This is a genomic window from Bradyrhizobium sp. CCGB12 (genome assembly GCF_024199845.1).
Taxonomy (GTDB): Bacteria; Pseudomonadota; Alphaproteobacteria; order Rhizobiales; family Xanthobacteraceae; genus Bradyrhizobium.
In genome coordinates this window covers 8,380,363-8,406,698 of record NZ_JANADO010000001.1, presented here as the reverse complement: position 1 = coordinate 8,406,698, position 26,336 = coordinate 8,380,363, and the positions used below count along the sequence as shown (strand labels likewise).

32 protein-coding genes and 1 riboswitch are annotated in these 26,336 nt (G+C 65.1%); of the genes, 20 read left to right on the top strand and 12 right to left on the bottom strand.

The features are described from left to right. Window positions 1–46 precede the first annotated feature (46 nt). The 4 genes from NLM27_RS38660 to uvrB all read left to right on the top strand — a co-directional run bounded on the left by NLM27_RS38660 (window position 47) and on the right by uvrB (window position 4,625). Window positions 47–964, top strand: a complete 918-nt coding sequence (locus NLM27_RS38660; RefSeq protein ID WP_254148255.1) for a LysR substrate-binding domain-containing protein — start codon at window positions 47–49, stop codon at window positions 962–964. 104 nt (window positions 965–1,068) lie between these two features. Then, the gene (locus NLM27_RS38655; RefSeq protein WP_254148254.1) at window positions 1,069–1,293 is read left to right on the top strand and encodes a hypothetical protein; all 225 of its coding nucleotides are present in this window, start codon (window positions 1,069–1,071) and stop codon (window positions 1,291–1,293) included. Between the two features lie 44 nt (window positions 1,294–1,337). Further along, window positions 1,338–1,565 (top strand): hypothetical protein, encoded by a 228-nt coding sequence (locus NLM27_RS38650; protein WP_254148253.1) that lies wholly within the window; start codon window positions 1,338–1,340, stop codon window positions 1,563–1,565. Window positions 1,566–1,658: 93 nt separating this feature from the next. Further along, on the top strand, window positions 1,659–4,625 hold the full coding sequence (uvrB, locus tag NLM27_RS38645; RefSeq protein WP_254148252.1) for an excinuclease ABC subunit UvrB: 2,967 nt from the start codon (window positions 1,659–1,661) through the stop codon (window positions 4,623–4,625). 95 nt (window positions 4,626–4,720) lie between these two features. On the opposite strand, the gene NLM27_RS38640 is transcribed toward uvrB, so the two are convergent. Together NLM27_RS38640 and NLM27_RS38635 are read right to left on the bottom strand one after the other, a co-directional pair. Next, entirely contained in the window at window positions 4,721–5,107 is a 387-nt protein-coding gene (locus NLM27_RS38640; protein ID WP_254148251.1) for a hypothetical protein, read from the bottom strand. A 271-nt stretch (window positions 5,108–5,378) separates the two neighbouring features. After that, window positions 5,379–5,609: a hypothetical protein gene (locus NLM27_RS38635; RefSeq protein WP_254148250.1), complete on the bottom strand. Its 231-nt coding sequence runs from the start codon at window positions 5,607–5,609 to the stop codon at window positions 5,379–5,381. Window positions 5,610–5,887: 278 nt separating this feature from the next. Between NLM27_RS38635 and NLM27_RS38630 the strand changes: the two genes are divergently transcribed. The 5 genes from NLM27_RS38630 (at window position 5,888) to NLM27_RS38610 (ending at window position 9,411) form a co-directional block, all read left to right on the top strand. Next, window positions 5,888–6,340, top strand: coding sequence for a nuclear transport factor 2 family protein (locus NLM27_RS38630; RefSeq protein WP_254148249.1), 453 nt, complete (start codon window positions 5,888–5,890; stop codon window positions 6,338–6,340). Window positions 6,341–6,716: 376 nt separating this feature from the next. Continuing rightward, window positions 6,717–7,157 carry a nuclear transport factor 2 family protein gene (locus NLM27_RS38625; RefSeq protein ID WP_254148248.1) on the top strand — a complete coding sequence of 147 codons (441 nt, stop codon included), beginning with the start codon at window positions 6,717–6,719 and terminating at the stop codon, window positions 7,155–7,157. A 248-nt stretch (window positions 7,158–7,405) separates the two neighbouring features. Next, complete coding sequence (locus tag NLM27_RS38620; RefSeq protein ID WP_254148246.1) at window positions 7,406–8,326, top strand: hypothetical protein; 921 nt, start codon at window positions 7,406–7,408, stop codon at window positions 8,324–8,326. 227 nt (window positions 8,327–8,553) lie between these two features. Then, window positions 8,554–8,973: a hypothetical protein gene (locus NLM27_RS38615; RefSeq protein WP_254148245.1), complete on the top strand. Its 420-nt coding sequence runs from the start codon at window positions 8,554–8,556 to the stop codon at window positions 8,971–8,973. 300 nt (window positions 8,974–9,273) lie between these two features. After that, window positions 9,274–9,411: a hypothetical protein gene (locus tag NLM27_RS38610; RefSeq protein ID WP_254148244.1), complete on the top strand. Its 138-nt coding sequence runs from the start codon at window positions 9,274–9,276 to the stop codon at window positions 9,409–9,411. A gap of 39 nt (window positions 9,412–9,450) precedes the next feature. On the opposite strand, the gene NLM27_RS38605 is transcribed toward NLM27_RS38610, so the two are convergent. The 3 genes from NLM27_RS38605 to NLM27_RS38595 form a co-directional block, all read right to left on the bottom strand. Further along, window positions 9,451–9,597, bottom strand: a complete 147-nt coding sequence (locus tag NLM27_RS38605; RefSeq protein WP_254148243.1) for a hypothetical protein — start codon at window positions 9,595–9,597, stop codon at window positions 9,451–9,453. Between the two features lie 196 nt (window positions 9,598–9,793). Next, entirely contained in the window at window positions 9,794–10,276 is a 483-nt protein-coding gene (locus NLM27_RS38600) for a MaoC family dehydratase (protein ID WP_254148242.1), read from the bottom strand. Beyond that, window positions 10,276–10,728: a MaoC family dehydratase gene (locus tag NLM27_RS38595; RefSeq protein ID WP_254148241.1), complete on the bottom strand. Its 453-nt coding sequence runs from the start codon at window positions 10,726–10,728 to the stop codon at window positions 10,276–10,278. The genes NLM27_RS38600 and NLM27_RS38595 overlap by 1 nt, the downstream gene beginning before the upstream one ends. Window positions 10,729–10,896: 168 nt before the next feature. On the opposite strand from NLM27_RS38595, the gene NLM27_RS38590 reads away from it, so the two are divergent. After that, window positions 10,897–11,193: a DUF4282 domain-containing protein gene (locus NLM27_RS38590; RefSeq protein WP_157328414.1), complete on the top strand. Its 297-nt coding sequence runs from the start codon at window positions 10,897–10,899 to the stop codon at window positions 11,191–11,193. Window positions 11,194–11,336: 143 nt separating this feature from the next. Here the strand turns inward: NLM27_RS38590 and ychF are convergent, their stop codons facing one another. From ychF to NLM27_RS38570, 4 genes are all read right to left on the bottom strand, one after another. Beyond that, complete coding sequence (ychF, locus tag NLM27_RS38585; RefSeq protein WP_254148240.1) at window positions 11,337–12,434, bottom strand: redox-regulated ATPase YchF; 1,098 nt, start codon at window positions 12,432–12,434, stop codon at window positions 11,337–11,339. 121 nt (window positions 12,435–12,555) lie between these two features. After that, window positions 12,556–13,161, bottom strand: coding sequence for an aminoacyl-tRNA hydrolase (pth, locus tag NLM27_RS38580; protein ID WP_254148238.1), 606 nt, complete (start codon window positions 13,159–13,161; stop codon window positions 12,556–12,558). 58 nt (window positions 13,162–13,219) lie between these two features. Further along, window positions 13,220–13,945, bottom strand: coding sequence for a 50S ribosomal protein L25/general stress protein Ctc (locus NLM27_RS38575; protein ID WP_254148237.1), 726 nt, complete (start codon window positions 13,943–13,945; stop codon window positions 13,220–13,222). Window positions 13,946–14,277: 332 nt separating this feature from the next. Beyond that, complete coding sequence (locus tag NLM27_RS38570; protein ID WP_135170330.1) at window positions 14,278–14,529, bottom strand: accessory factor UbiK family protein; 252 nt, start codon at window positions 14,527–14,529, stop codon at window positions 14,278–14,280. 156 nt (window positions 14,530–14,685) lie between these two features. On the opposite strand from NLM27_RS38570, the gene NLM27_RS38565 reads away from it, so the two are divergent. From NLM27_RS38565 to NLM27_RS38530, 8 genes are all read left to right on the top strand, one after another. After that, window positions 14,686–15,423: a dienelactone hydrolase family protein gene (locus tag NLM27_RS38565; protein WP_254148236.1), complete on the top strand. Its 738-nt coding sequence runs from the start codon at window positions 14,686–14,688 to the stop codon at window positions 15,421–15,423. A gap of 8 nt (window positions 15,424–15,431) precedes the next feature. Further along, complete coding sequence (gene lgt, locus NLM27_RS38560) at window positions 15,432–16,277, top strand: prolipoprotein diacylglyceryl transferase (RefSeq protein ID WP_254148235.1); 846 nt, start codon at window positions 15,432–15,434, stop codon at window positions 16,275–16,277. A 21-nt stretch (window positions 16,278–16,298) separates the two neighbouring features. Next, window positions 16,299–17,417 carry an SAM-dependent methyltransferase gene (locus NLM27_RS38555; protein WP_254148234.1) on the top strand — a complete coding sequence of 373 codons (1,119 nt, stop codon included), beginning with the start codon at window positions 16,299–16,301 and terminating at the stop codon, window positions 17,415–17,417. Continuing rightward, a complete protein-coding gene (pgeF, locus tag NLM27_RS38550) occupies window positions 17,414–18,181 on the top strand; it encodes a peptidoglycan editing factor PgeF (RefSeq protein ID WP_254148233.1) in 768 nt (255 codons plus the stop codon). Before NLM27_RS38555 ends, pgeF begins: the two co-directional genes overlap by 4 nt. Before the next feature lie 165 nt (window positions 18,182–18,346). Further along, window positions 18,347–18,964 carry a hypothetical protein gene (locus NLM27_RS38545; protein ID WP_254148232.1) on the top strand — a complete coding sequence of 206 codons (618 nt, stop codon included), beginning with the start codon at window positions 18,347–18,349 and terminating at the stop codon, window positions 18,962–18,964. Window positions 18,965–19,158: 194 nt separating this feature from the next. Continuing rightward, window positions 19,159–20,112: a ribose-phosphate pyrophosphokinase gene (locus NLM27_RS38540; protein WP_254148231.1), complete on the top strand. Its 954-nt coding sequence runs from the start codon at window positions 19,159–19,161 to the stop codon at window positions 20,110–20,112. 219 nt (window positions 20,113–20,331) lie between these two features. Continuing rightward, on the top strand, window positions 20,332–21,360 hold the full coding sequence (locus tag NLM27_RS38535; protein WP_254148230.1) for a putative zinc-binding metallopeptidase: 1,029 nt from the start codon (window positions 20,332–20,334) through the stop codon (window positions 21,358–21,360). Continuing rightward, complete coding sequence (locus tag NLM27_RS38530) at window positions 21,357–22,391, top strand: ATP-grasp domain-containing protein (RefSeq protein ID WP_254148229.1); 1,035 nt, start codon at window positions 21,357–21,359, stop codon at window positions 22,389–22,391. The genes NLM27_RS38535 and NLM27_RS38530 overlap by 4 nt, the downstream gene beginning before the upstream one ends. A gap of 109 nt (window positions 22,392–22,500) precedes the next feature. Here NLM27_RS38530 and NLM27_RS38525 read toward each other — a convergent pair whose 3' ends face one another. Beyond that, complete coding sequence (locus NLM27_RS38525; RefSeq protein WP_254148228.1) at window positions 22,501–23,052, bottom strand: 6,7-dimethyl-8-ribityllumazine synthase; 552 nt, start codon at window positions 23,050–23,052, stop codon at window positions 22,501–22,503. A 77-nt stretch (window positions 23,053–23,129) separates the two neighbouring features. Continuing rightward, window positions 23,130–23,289, bottom strand: a riboswitch (FMN riboswitch). 545 nt (window positions 23,290–23,834) lie between these two features. Here NLM27_RS38525 and NLM27_RS38520 point away from each other — a divergent pair. Both NLM27_RS38520 and proC read left to right on the top strand, forming a co-directional pair. Continuing rightward, the gene (locus tag NLM27_RS38520; protein WP_254148227.1) at window positions 23,835–24,335 is read left to right on the top strand and encodes a YbjN domain-containing protein; all 501 of its coding nucleotides are present in this window, start codon (window positions 23,835–23,837) and stop codon (window positions 24,333–24,335) included. A 189-nt stretch (window positions 24,336–24,524) separates the two neighbouring features. Next, window positions 24,525–25,349 carry a pyrroline-5-carboxylate reductase gene (gene proC / locus NLM27_RS38515; RefSeq protein WP_254148226.1) on the top strand — a complete coding sequence of 275 codons (825 nt, stop codon included), beginning with the start codon at window positions 24,525–24,527 and terminating at the stop codon, window positions 25,347–25,349. A gap of 117 nt (window positions 25,350–25,466) precedes the next feature. Here proC and NLM27_RS38510 read toward each other — a convergent pair whose 3' ends face one another. Continuing rightward, entirely contained in the window at window positions 25,467–25,859 is a 393-nt protein-coding gene (locus NLM27_RS38510; protein ID WP_254148225.1) for a thioesterase family protein, read from the bottom strand. A 185-nt stretch (window positions 25,860–26,044) separates the two neighbouring features. Next, a complete protein-coding gene (locus NLM27_RS38505) occupies window positions 26,045–26,248 on the bottom strand; it encodes a tautomerase family protein (protein WP_008144861.1) in 204 nt (67 codons plus the stop codon). Window positions 26,249–26,336: the final 88 nt, after the last annotated feature.

The window sequence follows — 26,336 nt, the reverse complement described above, 5'->3', positions numbered from 1 at the left end:
ACTGAGTTATCTTGCCCTGGCATCAGCTTTCCTGAGGGTCAGTCAATTGCGGCGGCTACTGTTTCTCAACGGCATCAAGGCATTCGAGGCGGCGGCGCGGACCGGCAGCTTTGCCGCGGCCGGGCTCGAGCTCAACGTGTCGGCGGCCGCGGTCAGCCGCATGGTGCATCTGCTCGAGGAGCGGCTCGGCCTCGCGCTGTTCGAGCGCAAGGCCAACCGCCTGGTGCTGACGCAGGCCGGCCGCGCCTATCAGAGCGGGCTGACGCCGATCTTCGATGCGCTGGCGAGCCTCACCGCGCAGGTGACAGCGCCCTCCAGCGTGCGCGTGCTCACCATCGGCGTCGGCCACACCTTTGCGATGCGCTGGCTGATCCCGCGCCTGTCGGAGTTTCGCAGCGAGGAGCCCGACATCGAGGTGCGCTTCACCACCGGCGGCGCCTCGGTGCCGTTCGGCGAGGACTGGAGCTGCGGCATCAAGCTCGGCACCGGGGACTGGCCGGGCCTCGTTGCCGAACCCTTGTTCGCCGGCGACCTCACGCCGGTCTGCGTGCCGCGACTTGCGAGCGGCCTGAAGCGCCCCGCCGATCTCAAGGGCCCAAGTCTGATCCGCGTCGCACACTCACCCGAGGACTGGCCGATCTGGCTCAAGGCAGCTAACCTCGCCCGCATCAACGCCCGCGGGCCGGAGTTCCAGTTCTACGGCCAGGCACTGCAGGCCGCCGCCGACGGGCTCGGCATCGCCATGGGCATCCGGCCCTATATCGACGACGATCTCGCGGCCGGTCGGCTGGTCGCCCCATTCGACCTCTCGGTGCCCAAGGGCATGCGCTGGTACCTGCTCTATCGCAGCTTCCAGACCGAACAGCGCGACTTTGCCGCGTTCCGCCGCTGGATCATGCGCGCGGCGTCGGAGCCGGCCGCCCGACCTGTCAGGCGGATCGGCCGTGCTGTGGCGCGGAACTGACGCGCACGGCGAAAAAGCCCCGCGGCTTGTGAACGACTTCACATCCCGGAGATCGCAAATGTGGTCCCCTGACCCTCCGAAAAGAAAACGTGGGACCGACAAGAATGACGACCATTTACGACGGCTTTGACATCGAATCCTTCGAAGCTGGCAAGGGGCTGTGGCACGCCCGCATCCGGCGCGCCGATTTCAGCCCGGTTGCCATCGACGGCGTGCTGTTTCCAGCCATGGAGGTCGGCTTCGCCTGGCCCGACCGCGATGCCGCGATTGCCGATGCCAAGCACCACATCGATCGCTTCCGGCGGCGGGCCGACGACGACGACGAATAGGCGAGCGGTCCGCAGGGAAAGGACGGCGCAAAGGGGAACCGGCCGTGTCAATCACCGAAATCGACGGACTGCGTCCGCGGATCTATGCCCGCGCGGTGCTGTCCAATTGCCCGGAATGCGACGCCGATCTCACGGTGCTCCGCGTGATCGGCGGCCGCGCCGGGTGCGAGTACTGGACCATGCGCTGCACCGATTGCGGCGGCATCCATCTCGACATCCTCCAGCCGCATGTTACGGCCTGTGACGACGAGGGGCCGCTGCCGGCGGCGTGAGCCTCGAGGCTGCTGCCAACCTGCTGTCAGCAGGCTGCATGGCGATGGGCATTCGCCCTTTATTGCCGGGCGGACTCGTCCCATATTCGCGTCATGGCGAAGAAACCTGCATCCTCCGAAAAATCCGGCAAATCCCCGAAGACCAAGGCCCCGAACTCGAAGGCGCATCGCCCCGATGTGCAGCCGATCGGGCCGGCGCTGGCCGAGCTACTCAATCCCGCGATCAACCGCGGCGATGCCGGCCTGGGATCGGGTACCGGCCTGCAGCCGCCGCCGGACAATTCGCGCGATCGCCGCTCCGGCGGCGAGGCTGCCGCGCACCGCGCGCGCGCCTCGACGCCGAAGGAGTTTCCGCAGGATGCGGCCAAACCGATGCCGCTGCGTCCCAATCCGCAGCCGCCGGGGGCGCGCGCTTCCTCCGAAGGCTTCGACGAGGCGCCGCAGGCCAATTACGGCACGGCAGCCACGATCCCGACGCTCGATCCGGAATTGGCGCGGCAGCTCGGGCTTCCGACCGAGGAAGACGACGCCGAGGCGCTGGCGCGTCCGCCGCGCAGCAAGATGGAGGCGCTGGGCGTCAAGGCGACCGCGGATGCGCTGGAGGCGCTGATCCGCGAGGGCCGCCCGGAGTTCCGCAAGGACGACGGCTCGATGCGGGTCTGGACGCCGCACCGGCCGCCGCGCCCGGAAAAGTCCGAAGGCGGCGTGCGCTTCGAGATCAAGTCGGCCTATGAGCCCAAGGGCGACCAGCCGACCGCGATCGCCGAGCTGGTCGAGGGCGTCGATCGCAACGACCGCTCGCAGGTGCTGCTCGGCGTCACCGGCTCCGGCAAGACCTACACCATGGCCAAGGTGATCGAGGCGACCCAGCGCCCGGCGCTGATCCTGGCGCCGAACAAGACGCTCGCCGCCCAGCTCTATGGCGAGTTCAAGAGTTTCTTCCCGGACAATGCGGTCGAGTATTTCGTCAGCTATTACGACTACTACCAGCCGGAAGCGTATGTCCCGCGCACCGACACCTACATAGAAAAGGACTCCTCGATCAACGAGCAGATCGACCGCATGCGCCACTCGGCGACGCGCGCGCTGCTCGAACGCGACGACGTCATCATCGTGGCGTCGGTGTCCTGCATCTACGGTATCGGCTCGGTCGAAACCTATACCGCGATGACGTTCGCGCTGAAGAAGGGCGAGCGCATCGACCAGCGCCAGCTCATCGCCGACCTCGTCGCGCTGCAGTACAAGCGCACCCAGGCCGACTTTACCCGCGGCACGTTTCGCGTGCGTGGCGACGTCATCGACATCTTCCCGGCGCACTATGAGGACCGCGCCTGGCGCGTGAACCTGTTCGGCGACACCGTCGAGAATATCGAGGAGTTCGACCCGCTCACTGGCCACAAGCAGGACGAGCTCGAATTCATCAAGATCTACGCCAATTCGCACTATGTGACGCCGCGCCCGACGCTGGTGCAGGCGATCAAGTCGATCAAGTTCGAATTGAAGCAGCGGCTCGACCAGCTCCACGACCAGGGCCGCCTCCTCGAGGCGCAGCGGCTCGAGCAGCGCACCACCTTCGACCTCGAAATGATGGAGGCGACGGGCAGTTGCGCCGGCATCGAGAACTATTCGCGCTATCTCACCGGACGCCGCCCCGGCGAGCCGCCGCCGACGCTGTTCGAATACGTCCCCGATAACGCCCTGATCTTCGCCGACGAGAGCCACGTCACCATCCCGCAGATCGGCGCCATGTTCCGCGGCGACTTCCGCCGCAAGGCGACGCTGGCCGAATACGGCTTCCGCCTGCCCTCCTGCATGGACAACCGCCCCTTGCGCTTCGAGGAATGGGACATGATGCGGCCGCAGACCGTCGCGGTGTCGGCGACGCCGAGCGGCTGGGAGCTGAACGAGAGCGGCGGCGTGTTCGTCGAGCAGGTGATCCGCCCCACCGGGCTTATTGATCCTCCCGTTGATATTCGCCCCGCCCGCACGCAGGTGGACGATCTCGTCGGCGAGGTGCGCGCCACCGCGCAGGCCGGTTATCGCTCGCTGATCACGGTGCTGACGAAACGCATGGCGGAGGATCTCACGGAATATCTGCATGAGCAGGGCATTCGCGTCCGCTACATGCACTCCGATATCGACACCATCGAGCGCATCGAGATCATCAGGGATCTCCGCCTCGGCGCCTTCGACGCGCTGGTCGGCATCAACCTCCTGCGCGAGGGCCTCGACATCCCCGAATGCGCGCTGGTCGCGATCCTCGACGCCGACAAGGAAGGTTTTCTCCGCAGCGAGACCTCGCTGATCCAGACCATCGGCCGCGCCGCGCGCAACGTCGACGGCAAGGTGATCCTCTATGCCGACCAGATGACCGGCTCGATGGAGCGCGCCATCGCTGAGACCAATCGCCGCCGCGAGAAGCAGGTCGAGTACAACACTGCCAACGGCATCACGCCGGAGAGCGTGAAGAAGCAGATCGGCGATATCCTCAACTCCGTCTACGAGCGCGACCACGTGCTGGTCGAGGTCGGCGGCCACGACATGACCGACGACGTCATCTCGATCGGCCACAACTTCGAAGCCGTGCTCGCCGATTTGGAAACACGGATGCGCGAGGCCGCCGCCGATCTGAACTTCGAGGAAGCCGCGCGCCTGCGCGACGAGGTCAAGCGCCTGCGCGCCACCGAGCTCGCGGTCGTCGACGATCCCACCGCCAAACAGCGCGCCGTTGCGGGCAAGGCCGGCGCGTACGCGGGCACCAAGAAGTACGGCGACGCCGCCAACCTGCCCGTCAGCGCGATGAAGAAGAAGACCGTGAGCTCTGCGCTGAAAGCCAGCGGCGGCGGCGGCTCAAAAGTCCACAAGCCGCATCTCGACGAGATGCACGGCCCCGAATCCCTCCCCTTCCGCGCGAACCAGACGCTGCCGGCAAAACCGTTCGGCAGCACCAGCCGGATCATCCAGCCGACGGACTCGCGGCAGTCAGGACCGGAGTTCGGGCCGGCGCCGAAGTCGACGGGCGGGCAGCCGGGGCGACGGGGCGGGTGGAAGAAGAGGTAGGCTGCGGAGTTTCGTCCGCGCTTGTCGTGGCTATGGATTCCGGGCTCGCCGCTTTGCGGCGCCCCGGAATGACGAAAGAGAGATTGTCTCCTCCCTCACCTCACGCTCGCCGTCACCACCGCCATCACCGACAGCAGCAGCACGATCGTCACCAGTTGCAGCGAGGCGACCGGTTGGGTGCGCCAAGCCGTGATCTTGTCCGTGAGCGACAGATGGGCTTCGAAGAATTTTGGCTCATAAACGGTCTTGAACAAGGCGGGGAAGCTCGGGCCCAGGGTCACGGCGAACAGCGCATGGGCGAGCGAAGCGATGGCGACGAAGATGGCGACGCCGGGATCGCCGACGAGGTCGTGGTTGCCGGCGAGCTTGAGCAGGAAGGCGGCGGCGGCGAAGGTCGGGAAGCTCAGGAGGATCGCGGTCAGCGCGAGGCCTTCGAGCGCGTTGTGCAGGCGGGACTTTCTGGCGGTGGCGATGGCGGCCATGGCACGTCTCCCTGATGACATGGGGGTGACGTTAGAGGCGCCGGGACAGCGGTGATGTGAGATGGGTCACGCGGTGCGGCGGCCATCCTTCACCTCGCCCCCTGCGGGGAGAGGTCGATCGCGGAGCGATCGGGTGAGGGGGAGTCTCCGCGAGGGCAACTGTCACCGTCCCCGGGGAGGCTCCCCCTCACCCCACCCTCTCCCCGCAAGCGGGGCGAGGGAACAGGCCGCCGCCGCGGCGACGGCTTCGCGCGACCCGGAATGACGTGGGCTACAACTTCCCCTGCCCGTTCACCTGCCTCTGCTGCTGTTGCCGCTCCTGTTCCTTTGCGTGATGCCTGCCGTAGAGGCAGCCGGCAGCAGCGCCGAGGACGCCGTGATGGCCGGCATAGTGGCCGGCGACGCCGCCGACGATGGCGCCCTTGATGCAGCCTTTGGCGCTGGCGGCGGAGGTTGCGCCAAGCATGAGCAGCACGGCGGCGATGGCGAAGAGGGATTTCATGGATGTCTCCGGATGCGTTGTCGGCGTCATAACGGGCGGGCGCGCGGCGCGGTTCCATGCGCGTGCGGCGTTGTGCCTTGCGCGTTCGTCCATGCGCGTTGCGCGCCATGCGGCAGGAACTCGTGCAGATCCAACGCCACTCGGGCCAGCCGCCATGAACCTGGCATTGCGCTCGCGCGTCATACCGTCTGTAACATCCCGGTGATTTTGCGGATTGCCGGCGCGTGAGGCCGCGCGTTAGCCTTGCGCAACGCCACGGGGCCACAAGGACGGGCGGAATGACGGTCGAGAAGCTGAACCGCCAGCGCGTCGTGCATCTGCTCGACGTCTTCGCACGCGGGGATATCGAGGCGGCGCTGTCCTGCTGCACCGACGATGTCGACTTCCTCACCCACGCGCCGATCGACGTGCTGCCGCACATGGTGCCGCGCCACGGCAAGCAAGAGCTGCGTGAGCTCTGGCAGACGGTCTGGTCGCGCTATTCGGAAGTCCGCTACAAGACGCCCGTCATCGTCGCCGAGGGCGACGAGGTCGCGACCTACATGCATACTTATTTCAGGAAGCGCAGCAATGACCGGGTCGTGCAGTTCGACATGGCGGTGTTCTACAGCTTCCGCGGCGGGCTGGTGTCGCAGATCCGCGAGATCATCGATTCCTATGATCTGGTGCAGCAGGTGCTGGAGCGCGAGATCGGGCCGCTGATCACGGGGGCGCCGGCGGACGGCGGGTAACCCGCGGTCGTTGCCGTAGCGCATGTCGTCCTGGCGAAGGCCAGGACCCATTACCCCGACTGCCGATGTGGCGACATGCTGTCAACTCCCGGCCTGCACATTACAGGGGCCGGTGGGTATGGGTCCTGGCTTTCGCCAGGACGACGCCGGAGGTTGAGCTCCCGGTGGGTAACCGCGCCAGCGCGAACCGGGAAAATACGGGGTTCTATTGTAAATCTCACAAAACGAAGTCAATTGCGCATTGCAAAAATGTGAATTGCGTTTTGGCCGAAACCCCGTATTTGTTCGTACACAAATGAGTTGAGCGCCCCCGCACCTTTCCTGTGCACGGGGTTGTTTTCCGTTTTTTTGCAAGCCAGCTTCAGGACTGCCCCAAATGACAGAGCACAGCCTCTGGCGTTTCTCGCGCGCGTTGCACCGCGCGATCAACGACCGGCATTTCATGGATCTCGAAGCCTTGATCGACGAGGACGTCGAATGGGCGCTGTATGGCCCGATCGACATGTTTCCGTTCCTGGGCGCGCGGCAGGGCAAGGACGCCGTGCTGGACGTCATCCGCCAGCTCGCCGACAATTTTCACGTCCGCCGCTTCGACCGCGAAAGCATCATGCTCGACGTCGATTCCGCCGCCTCGATGCTGCGCTATTCGCTGACGGCGCTCGATTCCAACAAGCCGATCAGCTTGCGCGTCGCGCAGTTCGCCCAGTTCAGGGCGGGCAAGCTCGTCAGCATGCGCGTGCTGATCGACACGTTCGACCTGGTCGAGCAGGCACTCGGCCGCGCCATTCATCTGCCGAAGATGACAAGCGCCGGCTGAGGGGGACGCCAACGGGTCCCGCTTGCCTCGGGACCGATGACGACGCTCACATGACGCCCTGGCCTCCAGCCCCGCCGGATGCGGTCGTGTCAGAAGCTCGTCGTCGGGCGCGCGCCGGTCGCGCGCCCCGTTGGTTCGTCATTCGCGGCGAGGATGATCAACATGTTTTGCGCGGAATGGCGCATGGCCTTTGCGGAGGGCCGATATATATTGCCGGACAGCATGCGCTGGGGTTTGCGGGCAGGACGATGGAATTCTCGACAGGGTTTGGCTGGACCAGGCTGCCAGTGCTGGCGGCCGCATTCATTTTGGGCTCGGCGCTGACGGTCTCGGCGCAGATCATCCCGCCGTTCTCTCCCGCCGCGACCGCGCCCGACGACGAGGCCGAGACCGAGGCCGCGGCCGCCCCTGATGTCAACGACCCCGATGTGCTCAAAGGCATCGACGTCGACAAGCTCGACTGGAGCCAGCTCGCGGTCGACGCCGGGACCGGCATTGACCCCATGGCCGCCAAGAAGCGGGCCCAGGCCGCGGCCAAGGATGGCTTGGACTGGTCGTCGAACCCCAATGCAAACGGCTCCTCGGCGGTGACGGTGAAGCAGTCCGTGTTCTCGTTCTGGGATACGCGGATCGGCGCCGACATGACGGTGACCAGCGAGCCCCGGACGATGTCCGAACTCCTGGCGCAGAAGGCCGCCAATGGCGGCAGCCTGCCGCAATCCTCCGGCAGCGCCTGGGCCGCCGCGACCGCGCCGGGCGCGGGCTCGATCTGGGACAAGACCGCGGTGGAAGCGCGGGTCGATCCCGGCTCTGAACAGAGCAAGATCGGGGCCTCGCTGACCAAATCGGTGCCGCTGTCGGACGATTATTCGCTGACGCTCCAGAACGGCTACAGCGTCAATCAACAGGGCACGACGGCGCTGCCCGGCGTCGGTGGCCACATCACCCGCAATTACGAGACCGACCAGACCGCCAAGGTCACCATCACCGACACCGGCACCAGCATCACCGCCGGCCAGACCCTGTCGACCACCGACGACAAATGGCTGCGCAAGTTCGGCGCCGAGCAGAAGCTGTTCGACAACGTCACCGTCTCCGGCTCGGTCGGCGAGACCTCGCAGGGCGCGACCAACAAGAGCGTAACGGCGGGGTTCAAGAAGAGCTGGTAGCGGTTCCCACGCTACCTCTCTCCCTCACATCTCGACGGCTTGAGGCCCCCGCCCCGGCGGCGTTCAGATTCTTGTAACCATACGCCACGGCAAAACCCCCGAATGGTCCGCCCTTGCCGCATCTTGGCCCATTTGCTGTCGCAATCGGACGCCCTGATAGGGTGCCTCACAGACGTCGTCGTGCGGGGGAGACTCGCGCTGCGCTCAACGCGAACAGGGGAATAACGATGAACGCCATGCGTCCCGAAAAAGTCGAAGCCACCGAGACCGAGACGGTCGACAACAATCTCGCCGCCGTGACCGAGGTCGAAGCCGGCATCCGCGATTTCGTCCGCAACGACATCGCCTATCTGCGCCGTCCGGCGTCGACCACCGACGCGCCGCCGCTGGATCCGAGTGCGGAAGCCACCGTCAACAACGTCAACTCGCTGATCCAGCGCGTCGCCGGCACCTCGCTCGCCGAGATCGAGAACCTGATCTCCGAGCTCGAGAGCCTGCGCGACCTGCTCCATGCCGAAGGCCAGCGCGTCCAGCGCGAAATCTCCGGCTACGCCCAGCTCAGCCAGGCCGCGATGAAGTCGACCCGCATGATCGCGGACAACGTCTCGCAGTGGAAGCGCGCCGCCGACGGCCTGCGCAACAGCTAAGCATTGGCGTCAAGCATCACCGGCCGCCGCGTTCCGCAAGGGACGCGGCGGTTTTGATTCTGACAATGTTTTCTCCCTCTCCCCGCTTGCGGGGAGAGGGTCGGGGTGAGGGGGAGTTTCCCCGAAAACGGTGACAGAGAGACTCGCGGAGAGTCCCCCTCACCCGCCGCGCTTCGCGCGTCGGCCTCTCCCCGCAAGCGGGGCGAGGCGAAGAGCACCAGCCTTTGAACCCTCCGCCCCTCCCCGGCGACCAATGCCAAGCGCCCGTGGCTGTCTGCGGCCGGGCCTTGGGGACATGTCATGGAAAGCATTCGGCCCGACAACTCGGACCCTATATCGCTGCGGCCCGCGCCGAATCAGCTGGGCACGATCATGCTGCGCTTTGTTGGATTGCTGGCGGTCGCGATCGCGGTGCTGGCGTTTGTCTACAGCCGTTGACCCAGGGCCGGACGCCGGCCCCGATCAATTGGCGAACTCTTACTGGGAGGCTTCCACGGTCGAGGCTTCCAGGGTGTAGGCGCCATCGGCATAGCCCTTCACCACCATGCCGGCGACCAGCATCACGGCCAACGTCGCGGTCGCGAAGATGAATCCCACAAACTTGAGTGCGCCGCGATCTGCCATTGTCCTCGTCCCCTGTCTCTGCCTATTCGTTTCAATTAGACAGCGACAGGTTCATAATTAGTTAGCAACTCACTGGTTCCGCAAAACTGCTTCGCGGTAACCATGTTGCGCAGGCTTATGGCAGCCGCCCCGAAAAGCGTCCATAGCGCGCGGGCAACACTTGCCCACTGATTTGCCCGTTCATCTTGGAACAGATCTAACCGCTCTTCGCACGCATCGGCACGAAGGCTGAGGCGGTGATGGAATAGACCTCTTCGCCGCGTTGGTTGGTGCCGGTGGTGCGGGCCGTCAGAATGCCCCAGCCGGGACGCGAGGCTGACGTGCGCTTGTCGATGACGACGCTGACGTAGTCGATCGTGTCGCCGGCCAGCACCGGCCTGATCCAGCGCAGGTCGCGAAAGCCCGGCGACGGCCCCCACACCGCGACCTCCTCGCCGCGCTCTGCGGCCTCCCGCGCCAGCCGCTGGCCGTCGGCGACAACCAGGCTCATGCAGGCCGAGCCGACATGCCAGCCCGACGCCGCGAGCCCGCCGAACAGCGAGTTCTTGCCCTCCTCCTCGTCGAGGTGAAAACGCTGCGGATCGAACTTGGCGGCGAAGGTCTTGATGGACTCCGCCGTGAACGTATAGGCGCCGAGCTCGCGGCGCTGGCCGATCGCGATATCCTCGAAGAACCGCATCAGACCGCCCCCTCGCGCCGCTTGATCAGGATCGGCGAGGTCATCTCGGCGAGCGCCTCGCCCTTGGCGTTGCGCACAGTGCATTTGAACTTGACGATGCCGAGCCCGGGCCGGCTCTTCGAGGTGCGCGCTTCCAGCACATCGACGTCGAGCATCAGGTCGTCGCCGGGCCGCAAGGGCGAGAGCCAGCGCACCTCATCGACGCCGGGCGAGCCGAGCGAGGCCGCGCGGGTGATGAACCCGTCGGCCATCATCCGCATCATCAGCGAGCACAGGTGCCAGCCGGAGCCGGACAGGCCGCGCAGCATGCTCCTGGCGGCCGCCTCCTCATCGAGATGCATCGGCTGCGGATCGAACTCGGCGGCAAAGGCCAAGATCTCGTCGCGGGTGACATGGCGCGGGCCGAACGTTCCGAACCGGCCGGGCGGGAAATCTTCGAAGGTCAGGGTCATCTTGGGATTGGTTGGCGGAAATGACAGATTGTGGCCGCACTTTGCGGCAATCTCAACCCGCCGGCCGGCATGGCTCGTGCTACATAGGACGCGGCGGCTTTGGTCTGAGTCGGATCGGCCGAGGGCCAGGATCCGACACCGAGGCCCGATTTGCCCCTGGGGAGAGCAATGTTTTCATTCAGCGACCTGTTTCAATGGGACCGCTTCATCACGCCGACCATCATCAAGACCTTCTACTGGCTGGTGATCGCGCTGATCTGCCTGTTCGGCCTCTCCGGCGTCTTCTCCGGCCTAGCTGCGATGGCGATCAGCCCGTTCGGCGGCTTCCTGGTGCTGCTGTCGTCGATCGCGAGCGTCGTCGTCGGCATCGTGTTCTCGCGCATCGCCGCGGAACTGATCCTGATCGTCTTCCGCATCAACGAGCATCTCGGCGCAATCAGGGACCAGGGCGGCGGGATGCGGTGAGGCTCTCGTGTCCCGGACGCGGCGCGGCATGAAATGACGCGACGCAGAGCCGGGACCCATGCATCCGCAATCAAGACTCCTGGGCCCCGGCTCTGCAGCGCACCGCAAGAGCGCTGCGCTACGTCCGGGGCACAAGCTTCAGCTTACGTATTGAACCTGAAATGCATCACGTCGCCGTCGGCGACGACGTATTCCTTGCCTTCGAGCCGGAGCTTGCCGGCATCGCGGGCGCCGGCTTCGCCGTTCAGCGCGACGTAGTCCTCATACGCGATGGTCTCGGCGCGGATGAAACCCTTCTCGAAATCGGTGTGGATCACGCCGGCCGCGCCCGGCGCCTTGGTGCCGCGATAGATGGTCCAGGCGCGCGCTTCCTTCGGACCCACCGTGAAATAGGTGATGAGGTCCAGCAGCGTGTAGCCGGCGCGGATCAGGCGATCGAGGCCGGCTTCTTCGAGACCCAGCGTCTCCAGGAAGTCGGCGCGCTCCTCGCGCGAAATGGTGGCGATCTCGGATTCGATCTTGGCAGAGATGACGACGGCGACGGCGCCTTCCTTGGCCGCCTGCTCCTGCACCGCCTGGGAGAACGAATTGCCCGTTGCGGCCGAGCCTTCCTCGACGTTGCAGACATAGAGCACCGGCTTTGACGACAACAGGCCGAGCATGGAGAAGGCGCGCTCCTCCTCGGCCTTGCGCTCCACGAGTCGCGCGGGCTTGCCGTCACGGAGCAGCACCAGGGTGCGGTTGACCAGGTCAAGCTGCTCCTTGGCGTCCTTGTCGTTGCCCTTGGCTTTCTTGGCGAGGTTGTCGACGCGCTTCTCGAGGCTGTCGAGGTCCGCGAGCATCAGCTCGGTCTCGATGGTCTCGATGTCGGCGAGCGGGGCGATCTTGCCCTCGACATGGGTGATGTCGGAGTCCTCGAAGCAGCGCACGACATGCGCGATGGCGTCGACCTCGCGGATGTTGGCGAGGAACTGGTTGCCGAGACCTTCGCCCTTGGAGGCGCCGCGCACAAGGCCCGCGATATCGACGAAGGTCAGCCGGGTCGGGATAATCTGCGCCGACTTGGCGATCGCCGACAGCTTGTCGAGCCGCGGATCGGGCACGGCAACCTCGCCGACATTCGGCTCGATGGTGCAGAACGGATAGTTCGCAGCCTGCGCCGCGGCCGTCTCGGTCAGCGCGTTAAACAAGGTCGATTTGCCGACATTGGGCAACCCGACGATCCCGCATTTGAATCCCATAGTCGTCCTCTATCCGTATTCGTCATGGCCGGGCTTGACCCGGCCATCCGCGCCTTAACGCGCGGAACGAAGATCGTGGATGCCCGGGACAAGCCCGGGCATGACGGAGAGAACAGCGACCCTATTCCTTGCCGTTCTCGTCCTTGGTCAAAAATCCCTTCGCCTGCATGGCGAGATGCACCCTGTTGGCGAAGGTCGCGTCCGTGCCCTTGGCGATCAGCGCCGCGTGCTCAGCCACCGCATCGCAGAGCGTCGCCACCCACTCGTTGTCGGCCTTGGCGAAGTCCGACAGCACGTGGCCGTGCACCATCTCCTTGACGCCGGGATGACCGATGCCGAGCCGCACCCGGCGATACTCGTTGCCGATATGCGCGGAAATCGAGCGCAGGCCGTTGTGGCCGGCGATGCCGCCGCCGATCTTCACCCGCACCTTGCCCGGCGGCAGTTCGAGCTCATCATGGAACACGGTGACGTCGCCGGGAGCGATCTTGAAGAAGCTTGCGGCTTCCTGAACGCTGCGGCCGGAGTCGTTCATGTAGGTCGTGGGCTTGAGCAGGATCACGCGCTCAGGTCCGAGCGTGCCTTCCGAGGTCTCGCCCTGAAAGCGGCGGCGCCATGGCGCAAAGCCATGACGCCGCGCGATCTCGTCGACGGCCATGAAGCCGATATTGTGCCGGTTACGTGCGTATTTCGCGCCGGGATTGCCGAGCCCAACAAAGAGTCGCATGACGCGGCGCGCCCCTCGCTCGGCGCGCGATCAAGGATCGCGCGCCAGCTTTGAGAGATTACTTCTTCTTGTCGCCGCCGGCGGGAGCCTTGGCAGCCGCCGCCGGAGCAGCAGCACCCGCAGCCGGAGCCGCCGCGCCAGCCGCCGGAGCAGCCGCAGCGCCCGGAGCCGCGCCACCGGCAGCAGCCGCAGCCGCGGCCTTCTGCTCTTCGGCATAGCCGGACGGCGGCACGATGGTGACGAGGGTCGCGTCCTCGCGGGTCAGCGCCTTCACACCGGCCGGCAGCTTGACGTCCGACAGATGCAGCGAGTGACCGATTTCGAGCGAGCCGACATCGGCCTCGATGTATTGCGGGATGCTCTCGACGCCGCATTCGAGCTCGATCGCATGGGCGACGATGTTGACGGTGCCGCCGCGCTTCACGCCGGGCGAGCCTTCCGCCTTCACCACATGCAAGGGCACGCTGATGCGGATGGTGGCGCCTTCGCCGAGCCGCATGAAGTCGACATGGATCGGGAAGTCCTTGACCGGATCGAGGTGGTAGTCGCGCGGAATCACGCGGTGCTTCTTGCCCTCGAGGTCGATGTCGACCAGCGTGGTCAGGAACCGGCCGGCGAGGATGCGCTGACGCAGTTCGCGATCTTCAATCGAGATCGTCACCGGGGGCTGGTTGTTGCCGTAGATCACTCCGGGCACTCTGCCGGCGCGACGCTCAGCCCGGGCGGCCCCCTTGCCGCTCTTCGGACGTGCGGTCGCCTTCAATTCCTTGACGGTCGTCGCCATAACGTTAAGTCCTTGTTTTTGCAAAAGTTAATGGGCCGCAGCGCGGCCCATGGCATAGTCCGCAGCAAGCCTCCAGGGGTGCGGGGGCCGCAGACGTTGGCGGGCTTTTACCCGGAAGATGCGGAAATGACAAGGAGAATGGGCCCCGCTGGGGGGCGGTTTCCCACCCTCCCCTGGAGGGGGAGGGTCGGCTCACATTGAGCGCAGCGAAATGTGGGACGGGGTGGGGTGATCTCTCCCCACGAGCACTGTTCGACGCGGAGGGACCGTCACCCCACCCCGCTCGCGCTACGCGCGATCGACCCTCCCCCTCCAGGGGAGGGTCAGCGGCCCTAGCCGCCGAGCTTGGCCTCCAGCGCTGCAATCCGCGTCTTCAGGGCCTCGTTCTCCTCGCGCGCAAGGCGAGCCATGTCCTTGACCGCCTCGAACTCCTCGCGCTTGACCAGATCCATGTCGCGCAGGAATTTTTCCGCCTGGGTCCGCATCACCGTGTCGAACTCGCGCTTGACGCCTTGGGCGGCACCGGCAGCGTCGTTCATCAGGCGGCCGATCTCGTCGAAAAACCGGTTGTTGGTCTGGGTCATGGCGGGCCTCCGATAAACTTTGCGCGAACTCGCAGGAGACAATGGCAATCCGAACGAAACGGTTCAAGAGCGGATCGGCGGTATCCTTGTCATGCCCCGGTTTCCTTGCAATCGTATTCAACGTCCCGGCATAAGAAGAATCACAAGGCGCACGAGATGATCGACCAGCAGATCGCGATCCCGACCAAGGACGGCCACACCGCAACCTTCATCACCCATCCCGAACGCGGCGGGCCGTTCCCGGTGATCCTGTTCTACATGGACGCGCCCGCGATCCGCGAGGAGCTGCGCGACATGGCGCGCCGGCTCGCGACTTCGGGTTACTACGTGATGCTGCCGAACCTCTATTACCGCTCCGGCGTGATGGAGCTCGGCGCGCTGCCGGCCGATCCGAATGCGCCCGAGCGCAAGCGGATGTTCGCGCTGATGGGTTCGCTCACGATTCCCATGATCATGGACGACACCAGGGCGCTGCTCACCTATGCCGAGGGCCAGGCGGCCGCGAACACTGAAATCGTCGGCACCGTCGGCTATTGCATGAGCGGCCGTTATGCCGTTAACGCCGCCACGCATTTCCCCGATCGCGTCAAGGCGGCCGCCTCGATCTACGGCACGCAGCTTGCGACCGACCAGGATGACAGCCCGCATCTCGCCGCGAACAAGACCAGGGCCGAGCTCTATTTCGCCTGCGCCGAGACCGATATTTACGCGCCCACCGAGATCATCGAGAAGGTCAAGCAGGGCATGAGCGGCGCGAAAGCCGAGGTCGAGATCTATCCCGGCACGCATCACGGCTTCGCCTTCCCCAAGCGCCCGGTCTACGACCGCGACGCCGCCGAGCGGCATTGGGAGCGTCTGCTGGCGCTCTATCGCCGCAATCTCGTTCAGACATAGAAGGCGCGATGCCCTTTCTTCTCATCGACTTTCCTGCCTTCAAGCCGATCGCGATCGAGCTCGGTCCGTTCGCAATCCGCTGGTATGCGCTGGCCTATATCTGCGGCATCGTATTCGGCTGGCTCTATGCGCGCTCGCTGCTGAAGAACAAACACCTGTGGAGCGGGCCAGCGCCAATCTCGCTGCTCCAGATCGACGACTTCATCCTGTGGGTCACGCTCGGCATCATCCTCGGCGGCCGCACCGGCTATGTGCTGTTCTACAATCTGCCCTTCTTCATCGAGCATCCCGCCGCGATCTTGAAATTGTGGGAGGGCGGGATGTCCTTCCACGGCGGCTTCCTCGGCTGCGTCGTCGCGGTGATGTGGTTTGCCTATCGCAACGGCATCTCGATCCTGTCGCTCGGCGACATCACCACCGCGGTCGCCCCGGTCGGGCTGCTGCTCGGACGCATCGCCAATTTCATCAATGGCGAGTTGTGGGGCCGCGCCACCGATGCGAGCCTGCCCTGGGCGATGATCTTCCCCAACGATCCCACACAGCTGCCGCGCCATCCGAGCCAGCTCTATGAAGCCGGCATGGAGGGCATCCTGCTGTTCACGGTGCTCGCAATCATGATCCGCTTCGGTGCCTTGAAGCGGCCCGGCATGATCCTCGGCGCCTTCATCCTGATCTATGGCCTGACCCGGATCGCCGGCGAACACTTCCGCGAGCCGGACGCCCAGCTCGGCTTCCTCTGGGGCGGATTAACCATGGGCATGCTGTTGTCGATCCCGATGCTTATCGTCGGCGCCATACTTATTGTATGGGCAGTCAGGCGCGGGGCGCCGAAGACCCTCGAGCCCATTCGTTAATTCACTTCGAGAACACAGACCGTGAGCGACTCGCCGCTACTCAACGAGATCAAGGCGCTGATCAAATCCTCAGGCCCGATGCCGGTCTGGCGCTACATGGAACTGTGCCTGATGCATCCGCGCCATGGCTATTACGTCTCGCGTGATCCGCTCGGGCGCGAAGGCGACTTCACCACGGCGCCCGAGGTCAGCCAGATGTTCGGCGAGCTCTTGGGACTGTGGACCGCCTCGGTCTGGAAGCAAATGGGCTCGCCGCAATTTTTGCGCCTGATCGAGCTCGGCCCCGGCCGCGGCACCATGATGGCGGATGCGCTGCGCGCATTGCGCGTGCTGCCGCCGCTCTACCAGGCGCTTCATGTCCACATGGTCGAGGTCAATCCCGTCCTGCGCGAGCGGCAGAGTGCAACGCTCTCCGCCGTGCGCAACATCACCTGGCACGACAGCATCGACGGCGTGCCGGAAGGACCGAGCATCATCCTCGCCAACGAATATTTCGACGTGCTGCCGATCCACCAGATGGTCCGCCACGAAAACGGCTGGCATGAGCGCGTGATCGAGATCGATCCCAACGGCAAGCTTCAGTTCGGCGCGGCGCCCGAGCCGACGCCGCGCTTCGACGTGCTGCTGCCGCCCTTGGTGCGCGCCGCGCCGGTCGGGGCCGTATTCGAATGGCGGCCCGACGGCGAGATCATGAAACTTGCGACGCGCGTGCGCGACCAGAACGGTGCGGCCCTCATCATCGACTACGGCCATTTGCGCAGCGATGCCGGCGACACGTTTCAGGCGATCGCGCGCCACACTTTCACCGATCCGTTGAAAGCGCCGGGCCAAGCCGACGTCACCGCCCATGTCGACTTCCAGGCGCTGGCGCGCGCGGCCGAGGATGTCGGCGCCCGCGTCCACGGTCCGGTGACGCAGGGCGACTTCCTAAAACGCGTCGGCATCGACACCCGCGCGGCGGCGCTGATGCAGAAGGCGACGCCGGACATCGCCACCGACATTTCGGTGGCACTCAAGCGCCTGACCGATACCGGGCGCAGCGGCATGGGCTCGATGTTCAAGGTGCTCGGCATCTCCGAGCCGCGGCTGTCAGGCCTTGCCGGCCTCAGCGATCTCGAACAGGCTGGAGGGGCCTCATGACGCTTGTTTCGTCGTTGCTGTCGGCCGTGCCCGGCCTGCACCATGCCTTCTTCACCCGCGAGGGTGGCGTCTCCCACGGCATTTATTCGGCGCTGAACGGCGGACTCGGCTCCAACGACGATCAGGCCCTCGTCGCGGAGAACCGCCGCCGCATGGCCGAGCATGTCGGCGTCGCGCCGGAACGTTTCCTCAGTCTGCACCAGATCCATTCACCCGACGTGCGCGTCGCCGAGGCTCCCTGGCCGAATGGGCCGCGGCCAAAGGGCGATGCGCTGGTGACGAAAACGCCCGGCATCGCGCTCGGCGTCTCCACTGCCGATTGCGGACCTGTGCTGTTCGTCGATCCCAACGCGCGCGTGATCGGCGGCGCCCATGCCGGCTGGAAGGGCGCGCTGACCGGCGTGCTGGAATCCACGATCTCGGCGATGGAGAAGCTCGGCGCGACCCGCAGCGGCATCATCGCCGCGATCGGCCCCCTGATCCGTCAGGACAGCTACGAGGTCGGCAACGAGTTCGTCGCGCGCTTCATCGAGGCGGACGCGGACAACGCCATGTTCTTCATCCCATCGGTGCGCGAGGGCCATGCAATGTTCGACCTCGCCGGCTTCATCCGCAAGCGGCTGGAGGCCGCGGGCATCCTGATGATCGACGATCTCGGTCTCGATACTTACGCCGACGAGCGCTTCTTCAGCTATCGCCGCTCAGTGCATCGCAAGGAGCCGGATTACGGCCGCCACATCCACGCGATTGCGCTGGAGGGGTAAACACAGGGGCAACATTAACGATCGTCATTCCGGGGCTCGCAAAGTCAGAACCCGGAATCTCGAGATTCGGGATTCGATGCTTGCACATCGCCCCGGAATGACGGTGATCTGTGGCGTCCCTGCCCTAGACGTTAATCGATTTTAACGATATCGCTGCCCTCCATAATGAGGGAAGCGTCATCCATCTTGCGCCGCGCTGGCTCGCGCGTGCTGGCGGTCATGCTGCTGGCGGCTGCGACCGTGCTGGCCGGCTGCGCCGGCGGCAATGCGCCGAGCAATTCCTATGCGATGGCGCCGAGCGGTGGCAGCGGCGCAACCGTGGCCTTCGAATCCATCGACGGGCCGCCGCCGCAGGTGTTCGACCGTATGGTCGGGGTGCTCGACAGCGAATCCAAGCTGCGCAGCCTGTCCGTGGTCTCCCGCGAGGGTACGGCCGCCTACCGTGTGCGCAGCTACCTCTCGGCTCAGGTCGTGCGCGGCAAGACTGTGATCGCCTGGGTCTGGGACGTCTACGACGCCAACCAGCAGCGGGCGCTGCGCCTCTCCGGCGAGGAACCCACGTCCACCAAGGGCGGTCGCGATCCGTGGGGAGCTGCAGACGACCTCGTCCTGCGCAAGATTGCCCAGGCCGGATTCAGCGGACTTTCCAACATGATCAACGGTACGCCGGATGCTCCAGGGGCAGCTCCGGGCCTGCGCGGACCGGCGGTGGCGAGCGTCGCCCCGGTCGCGCCCGCGCCGCCGGACATGCCGGCCTCGGCCCTCGGCTATGCCGAGCGATAACCCCCGCTAAACCACGGCCTCAAGTCGCGGCCAAGCCGTTGGCCCGACTCAGGATTTTCGGAGGGAAAACGTAGCATCCCGGGTTGCCATTGCAGCCTCTCGCCTGATATTTGCTCGCCCGTCGTAACCGTGCTGCCAGTGGGTATTTTCTGATGTTGAACGTCGTATCCAGCAAAGCGCGGGAGGAAGCATCCATGTCGGCCAAAAACGGCTCCATCAAGCTCGTCGCCGGCAACTCCAATCCGGCCCTCGCCCAGGCCATCGCGCAAGGTCTCAACCTGCCGCTGACCAAGGCGGTGGTGCGGCGCTTCGCCGACATGGAGATCTTTGTCGAGATCCAGGAGAACGTCCGCGGCTCGGATGCCTTCGTCATCCAGTCGACCTCGTTCCCTGCGAACGACCATCTGATGGAATTGCTGATCATCACCGACGCGCTGCGCCGTTCCTCGGCGCGCCGCATCACCGCGGTGCTGCCCTATTTTGGCTACGCAAGACAGGACCGCAAATCGGGTTCACGCACGCCGATCTCAGCCAAGCTCGTCGCCAACCTGATCACGCAGGCCGGCGTCGACCGCGTCATGACGCTCGACCTGCATGCTGGCCAGATCCAGGGTTTCTTCGACATCCCGACCGACAATCTCTATGCGGCACCTCTGATGGTGCGCGACATCAAGGAGAAGTTCGACCTCTCCAAGGTGATGGTGATCTCGCCCGACGTCGGCGGCGTGGCCCGCGCGCGCGGCCTGGCTAAACGCATCAACACCCCGCTCGCGATCGTCGACAAGCGGCGCGAGCGTCCGGGCGAGTCCGAGGTCATGAACGTGATCGGTGACGTCGCCGGCTACACCTGTATCCTGGTCGACGACATCGTGGACTCCGGCGGCACGCTGGTGAACGCGGCCGACGCGCTGATCGCCAAGGGCGCCAAGGACGTCTACGCCTACATCACCCACGGCGTGCTCTCCGGCGGCGCCGCCGCCCGCATCTCCGGCTCCAAGCTGAAGGAGCTCGTGATCACCGACTCGATCCTGCCGACCGAGGCGGTGACCAAGGCTGCGAACATCCGCACGCTGCCGATCGCCAGCCTGATCTCCGACGCGATCGCGCGCACGGCGGCCGAAGAGTCGGTGTCGAGCCTGTTCGACTAGTTTTTTCGATCCCGGAAGGTCTCGTAGGGTGGGCAAAGGCGCGACGCGCCGTGCCCACCTTTTTTGTTGCCGCGAAGATCGTGGGCACGCTCCGCTTTGCCCACCCTACGATGCCGTGCTCGGACGCGCCGCAACCTGCCTCACAGCCCCCGCGGGTTGTTGCCGGCTGCCGCCCATGACATCATCCGGATAACGAGTCATCTGCCCTCTGGATGCCTGATGCCACGCCGGAAATTTGCCTGGGAGAAGCTGTCGGATGAGGAGTTGCTCAAGCAGCGCCTCTCCAGCCTGAGGGTTACCGTCGAAGGCACCTGGCTCGAGGACTGCGTCGGCACACTCCACGAGGAGCTCGAAGAGCGTGGCATCCGGCTGCGGCCGCATACATGGATCTCGAGCGAATGGTTCAGCCCGGGCGGCGTGCCCGGCATCGCGATTCCCTTCTATCTCGCCCATCCCCGGCTGATGAAGCTCGAGAAGAAGCAGATGTTCGACGTCGAGGGCGGGACCTGGCGCGAGTGCATGGCCATCCTCCGTCACGAGGCGGGCCATGCCTTGCAGCATGGCTACCAGCTACAGCGCCGCCGGCGCTGGCAGCAGTTGTTCGGCCCGTCGTCGAAACACTATCCACGCTACTACCGCCCCAATCCGGCCAGCAGGCGTTACGTCCAGCACCTTCGGCTGTGGTACGCGCAGAGCCACCCGGACGAGGATTTCGCCGAGACCTTTGCGGTGTGGCTGCGGCCGCGCTCGAACTGGCGGACGCGCTATGCCGGCTGGCCGGCGCTGAAGAAGCTCGAATATGTCGACGAGCTGATGGCGGAGATCGCGGGAAAGCGGCCGCTGGTCACGACGCGGGATCGTGTCGACCCGCTGGGCCGGCTCAGCGAGACACTCGAAGATCATTACAAGAAGAAGCAGGCGTTCTACGCCTTCACGCCGCCGAAGACCTACGATCGCGATCTCTCCCGGCTCTTCTCCACCGATCCGCGGCATCACCGGTCAAAACCGGCTGCGGTCCTGATCCGGCGGCATCGCGCCCAGATCAGGCAGCTGGTCGCACGGTGGACGGGCGAGAACCAGCTCACTCTCGACGCCGTCCTCGACGACATGATCTCCCGCTGCCGCGAGCTCGACCTGCGCGCCGTCGGCTCCGAACAGAAGCTCGTTCTCGATTTCACCGTCCTCGTGACCGCCAAGACGATGCACGCGCTGTTTGGCCCGTCTCGGCGCAAATGGATCGCGCTATGAGACGACTCCGCGTTCTCGTGCTGATGCATCCGGACTTCCTGCCGCCGGACTCCTCCGACGGATACACGCCGCAGGAGATCAACATCTGGAAAACGGAATACGACGTCGTCAGCACCTTGCGCGCAGCCGGCCACCAGGTGCGCCCGCTCGGTGCGCAGGAGGAAATCAGACCGGTCCGCGAAGCGATCGAGGAGTTCAAGCCGCACGTGGTTTTCACGCTGCTGGAGGAATTCCACTACAACGTCGCCTACGACCAGCACATCGCCAGCTATCTCGAGCTGATGAAAGTGCCCTACACCGGTTGCAACCCGCGCGGCCTGATCCTGGCGCGCGGCAAGGATTTGTCCAAGACGCTGGTGCATCACCGCCGTATCGCGGCACCGGCCTTCGCCGTCTTCCCGATGCGCCGCAAGGTGAAACGGCCAAAACATCTTGCGCTGCCGCTGATCGTCAAGGCGCTGAACCTGGACGGGTCCTTTGGCATATCGCAGGCCTCGATCGTCGATACCGACGAGAAGCTGGCGGAACGGGTCGCCTTCATCCACGAGCGCGTGGAGACCGCCGCCATCGCCGAGCAATTCATCGAGGGGCGCGAGCTCTATGTCGGCGTGCTCGGCAACAACCGGCTACGCGTCCTGCCGGTCTGGGAATTGAAGTTCGGCAGCATGGGCGGGCGCCGGTCACGCCACATCGCCACCGAAAAGGCCAAGCACGACACCGATTACCAGGAACGCCTCGGCATCGTCGACGGGCCGGCGAAGGATCTTGCGCCCGAAGTCACCGCGCGCATCCAACGCGCTGCGAAGCGCATCTACCGGGCGCTCGGCCTCGACGGTTACGCGCGCATCGATTTCCGCCTCGCCGCCGACGGTACGCCGTATTTCATCGAAGCCAACCCCAACCCCGAGATCGCCAAGAGCCAGGAGTTCGCCACCGCGGCTCAGCACGACGGGCTGAAATACGGGGATCTTCTGCATCGCATCCTGACGCTTGGGATCACCCGCGCCAAGGCGGGTGTGTCGTTGGGGTGACGAGAGGCGATCGCAGCATCGTAGGTGGGCAAGGGCGCAAGGCGCCATGCCCACCCTTTTTGTCTCGCGAGATGAGGTGGGCACGCTTCCGCTTTGCCCCTACGGCAGCCTACCCCACGATTCCCGCCGCGACCTGGCCGCGCAGACGTTCGAGGCCGAGCAATGTCTCCGCACAGGCGGCCGCAACCTCGACGCCCTTGATGGCAAAATGCCTGCGGAAGAAGTCGTAGTGCACCTCGGTCTCGTGGAACTGCTGCGGCGTCAGCACGGCTGAGAACACCGGCACCTCGGTGCGGAGCTGCACGTCCATCAGGGCCTTGATCACGGTGTCGGCGACGAACTCGTGGCGGTAGATGCCGCCGTCGACGACGAGGCCGGCTGCGACGATCGCGGTGTAGCGCCGGGTCTTGGCGAGGACCTGCGCATGCAGCGGGATCTCGAACGAGCCCGGCACCTCGAACACGTCGACATGGGTGAGGTGCCGCGCCTCCGCCTCCCTCACGAAGGCGATGCGAGCCTCCTCGACGACCTCGCGATGCCAGCAGGCCTGCACGAAGGCCACCCGCTGCGGCTTTGCAAAGCGCGGGTGCTCGGTCGCCGGACCCGGCGGTTGAGTGACTTCGGACGTTTCAGCTTGGGTATCTTGCAACATCTGATTCATGGCTTTCCTCGGTTTAAGGACCAGAATCAGGGCACACGGAACGACAAACAGCCGCATCTTGCGATGCGTCTGCCACCGACCGTTCTCTTTCATCCGGACTTTAACCGTCGGCTTCGGAGTTGCACCGAATCTGCTGACCCTTCCCTTCGGCAAATGACCTTGGGGAAGGCGCTCGCGGGCTTAGGCCTTTCGGCCCTTACCGCCGGTGGGGACTTTCACCCCGCCCTGAGAACGCGAGCATTTTTCCGACAAAGTGGGAACCGGTTTGTCGAAGAAAAATGCTCAGATTTAAGTTTGCGCGTATTCTAGTCGCAAAACCGGTACCCACTTTTGCGGAATACGCGCAGCCGTTCGGGATGAACGGCCTGCCAGGAAATATGCCGCCGGCGGGCAGTCCCGGCAAGCGTGTTCCGCATGGGCAAATCGCATGGTCCCATGCCACCGCCGTGGGACCGGCCTCGCGGGGCGGAATTTTGACGACTGGCACTTCTCCCCTTGAATCCGATTCCGGTTTGTTCTCTTCCATCCGGATTGGGGACTCCCGGCGTTAAGAATTGTGGCGGAGATGAGCTGTGGACGAACGAGTCCTGGCTTGTGGACGGACTTGGGACCCCGTTGCGCAGATTCCGCAAATCACATCACTTGATCCGCGACAGGCCCGCTTTGATCCGAGGGGATCGCGAGAGCGACTCTGGGGATCGCCGTAGCGACGTCTAGGGAGCGCGCGCCGGGCCAACCGCGTGCGTATCAAAGACAACAAGAAGGCAAGAGGTCGAGACGGAATGTCCCTGCTCGAAGGCACTATCGATTCCAAGAACCATCCGCTCGCGGTGGTCGAGGACATCGCTGCCAGCAACAACTGGCCGTTCGAACGCTCCGGCGAAGATGAACTCACGATTGTCTCGAAGGGACAATGGACCGACTACCAGCTCTCCTTCACCTGGATGGGCGAGATCGAGGCGCTGCATCTGGCCTGCGCCTTCGACATGAAGATTCCGCCCGCGCGGCGCGGCGAAGTGCAGCGGCTCGTCGCTGCCGTGAACGAGCAGCTGTGGGTGGGCCATTTCGACCTGTGGACCAACACCGGCATGGTCATGCATCGTCAGGCTCTGGTGCTGCCGGGCGGCCTCACCGCTTCGACCGCACAGTGCGAAGCCATGCTCGCCGGCGCGATCCACGCCTGCGAGCGCTATTTTCCGGCATTCCAGTTCGTGGTGTGGGCCGGCAAGACCACCGCGCAGGCCATGGATGCGGCGATGTTCGACACGGTGGGCGAGGCGTAAGGCCTTTCCTCAGCACGGTGAGTGAGCCAAGGCTCTCTCCTCATCGTCGTCCCGGCGAAGGCCGGGACCCATACGGCGTGATTTCACCGTATCGCGCGATGCTTGTTGCCAACACCTCCATCCATTAGAACCCCCTGTGGTTATGGATCCCGGCCTTCGCCGGGACGACACTGATTTTGTGGCACAGCGATGGCAAACAACACCCTTCAGAACATCACCGGCACCATCCTTCTCGCCGGCGCCGGCAAGATGGGTGGCGCGATGCTGACGGGATGGCTGGCGGGCGGGCTCGATCCGCGCCGCGTCGCCGTGGTCGATCCGCATATCTCGCCCGAGATCACCGCGCTGGCCACGAAGGGCGTTGCGCTCAATCCGGATGTGAAAGCGGCCGGCGCAGTCGAGACGCTGGTCGTCGCGGTGAAGCCGCAGATGTTCCGCGAGGCCGGTGCCAAGCTGAAGCCGTTCGTCTCGGACAAGACGTCGGTGGTCTCGATCATGGCGGGAACCACGATCGCCTCGCTTGAAGAAGTTTGCGGCGGCGCCGTGGTGCGCGCGATGCCGAACACGCCGGCCGCGATCGGCCGCGGCATCACCGTCGCCGTCGCGGCGAAGAGTGTCAGCGCCGCGCAGCGCGCGGTGGCCGATGCGCTGCTACGCGCCACCGGCTCGGTGGAATGGGTCGAGGATGAAGGGCTGATGGATGCGGTCACCGCCGTGTCCGGTTCGGGCCCCGCCTATGTGTTCCTGCTCGCCGAAGAGCTCGCGCGCGCCGGCGTCGAGGCCGGCTTGCCCGAAGCGCTGGCGACAAAGCTTGCGCGCGAAACCGTCGCTGGCTCCGGCGAATTGCTGCACCAGTCCGACCTTCCCTCCAGCACGCTGCGCCAGAACGTCACCTCACCCGGCGGCACCACTGCGGCGGCGCTTGGCGTGCTGATGGGCGAACCCGGCCTGCGCGAACTGATGATCCGCGCGATCGCGGCGGCGACGAAGCGCTCGAAGGAATTGGCGAAGTAAACAGGTGCCTTAGGGTGGGCAAAGCGAAAGCGTGCCCACCAACTTCGTCGCAGTTCAGGACAGATCGTAGGCACGGCGCTTTGCGTCTTTGCCCATCCTACGGCATCGCGCCCGCCGTCACGCTCCCAGCCGCTTGTTGAACATCTCGACATTGACGAGACCGCGCGCGTGGCGGCCCTCGCCGAGCTTGCGCGTGCCTTCGAACGCCTCGACCTCGAAACGGATGACACGGCGTTCGACCGCAACCACCTTCGCGGTGGTCCGCACCGTGGCACCGACGAGAGCGGCTGCCAGATGTCGGATGTCGACCTCAGTACCGACCGTGACCCAGCCCGGCTGAAGCGCGGAGCGGATCGCATCGCCCGACGTCATCTCCATCTCCAGGATCATCATCGGCGTCGCGTAAACCATGGGCATGCCGGGCACGAAATGCCCGACCGTGCGCTCCACCGGCACCACCAGCGTGCGCTCGGCGCTCATGCCTGTCGTGATGAAGTCGCGTGCGTCCATGGGGCCTCAAACTCCGCTGTCGTCCCGGACAAGCGAGCTTAGCGAGCGCTGATCCGGGACCCATAGCCACAGGGAGTAGTTTGGCGAAGACTCGGAGTTGCCTGTTGACGCCCGCAACCACTCCCTGGGAGTATGGGTCCCGGCCTTCGCCAGGACGACAGTTGTGTTTGCTGCGCCGCCAATGCCTATTTCTTCGCCGCCGCCGCGCGCTCCACAAACGTCTTGCCACCCTTCATCTTGTGGCGAAGCGGGGCTTCGTTGATCTGGATGACGACGGCATCGGCGTCGACGCCGAGATTCTTCACCAGCGCCTGGGTGATGTCGCGCATCATGCCGGCCTTCTGCTCGTCGGTGCGGCCTTCGGCCATGCTGACGGTGATCTCAGGCATCGTTTTCTCCCTGCTGCATCATGGCCGGGTGCATCCCGACCATTCCTCGTGGTGCGCATCAAACAAGACGTGGATGCCCGGGACAAGC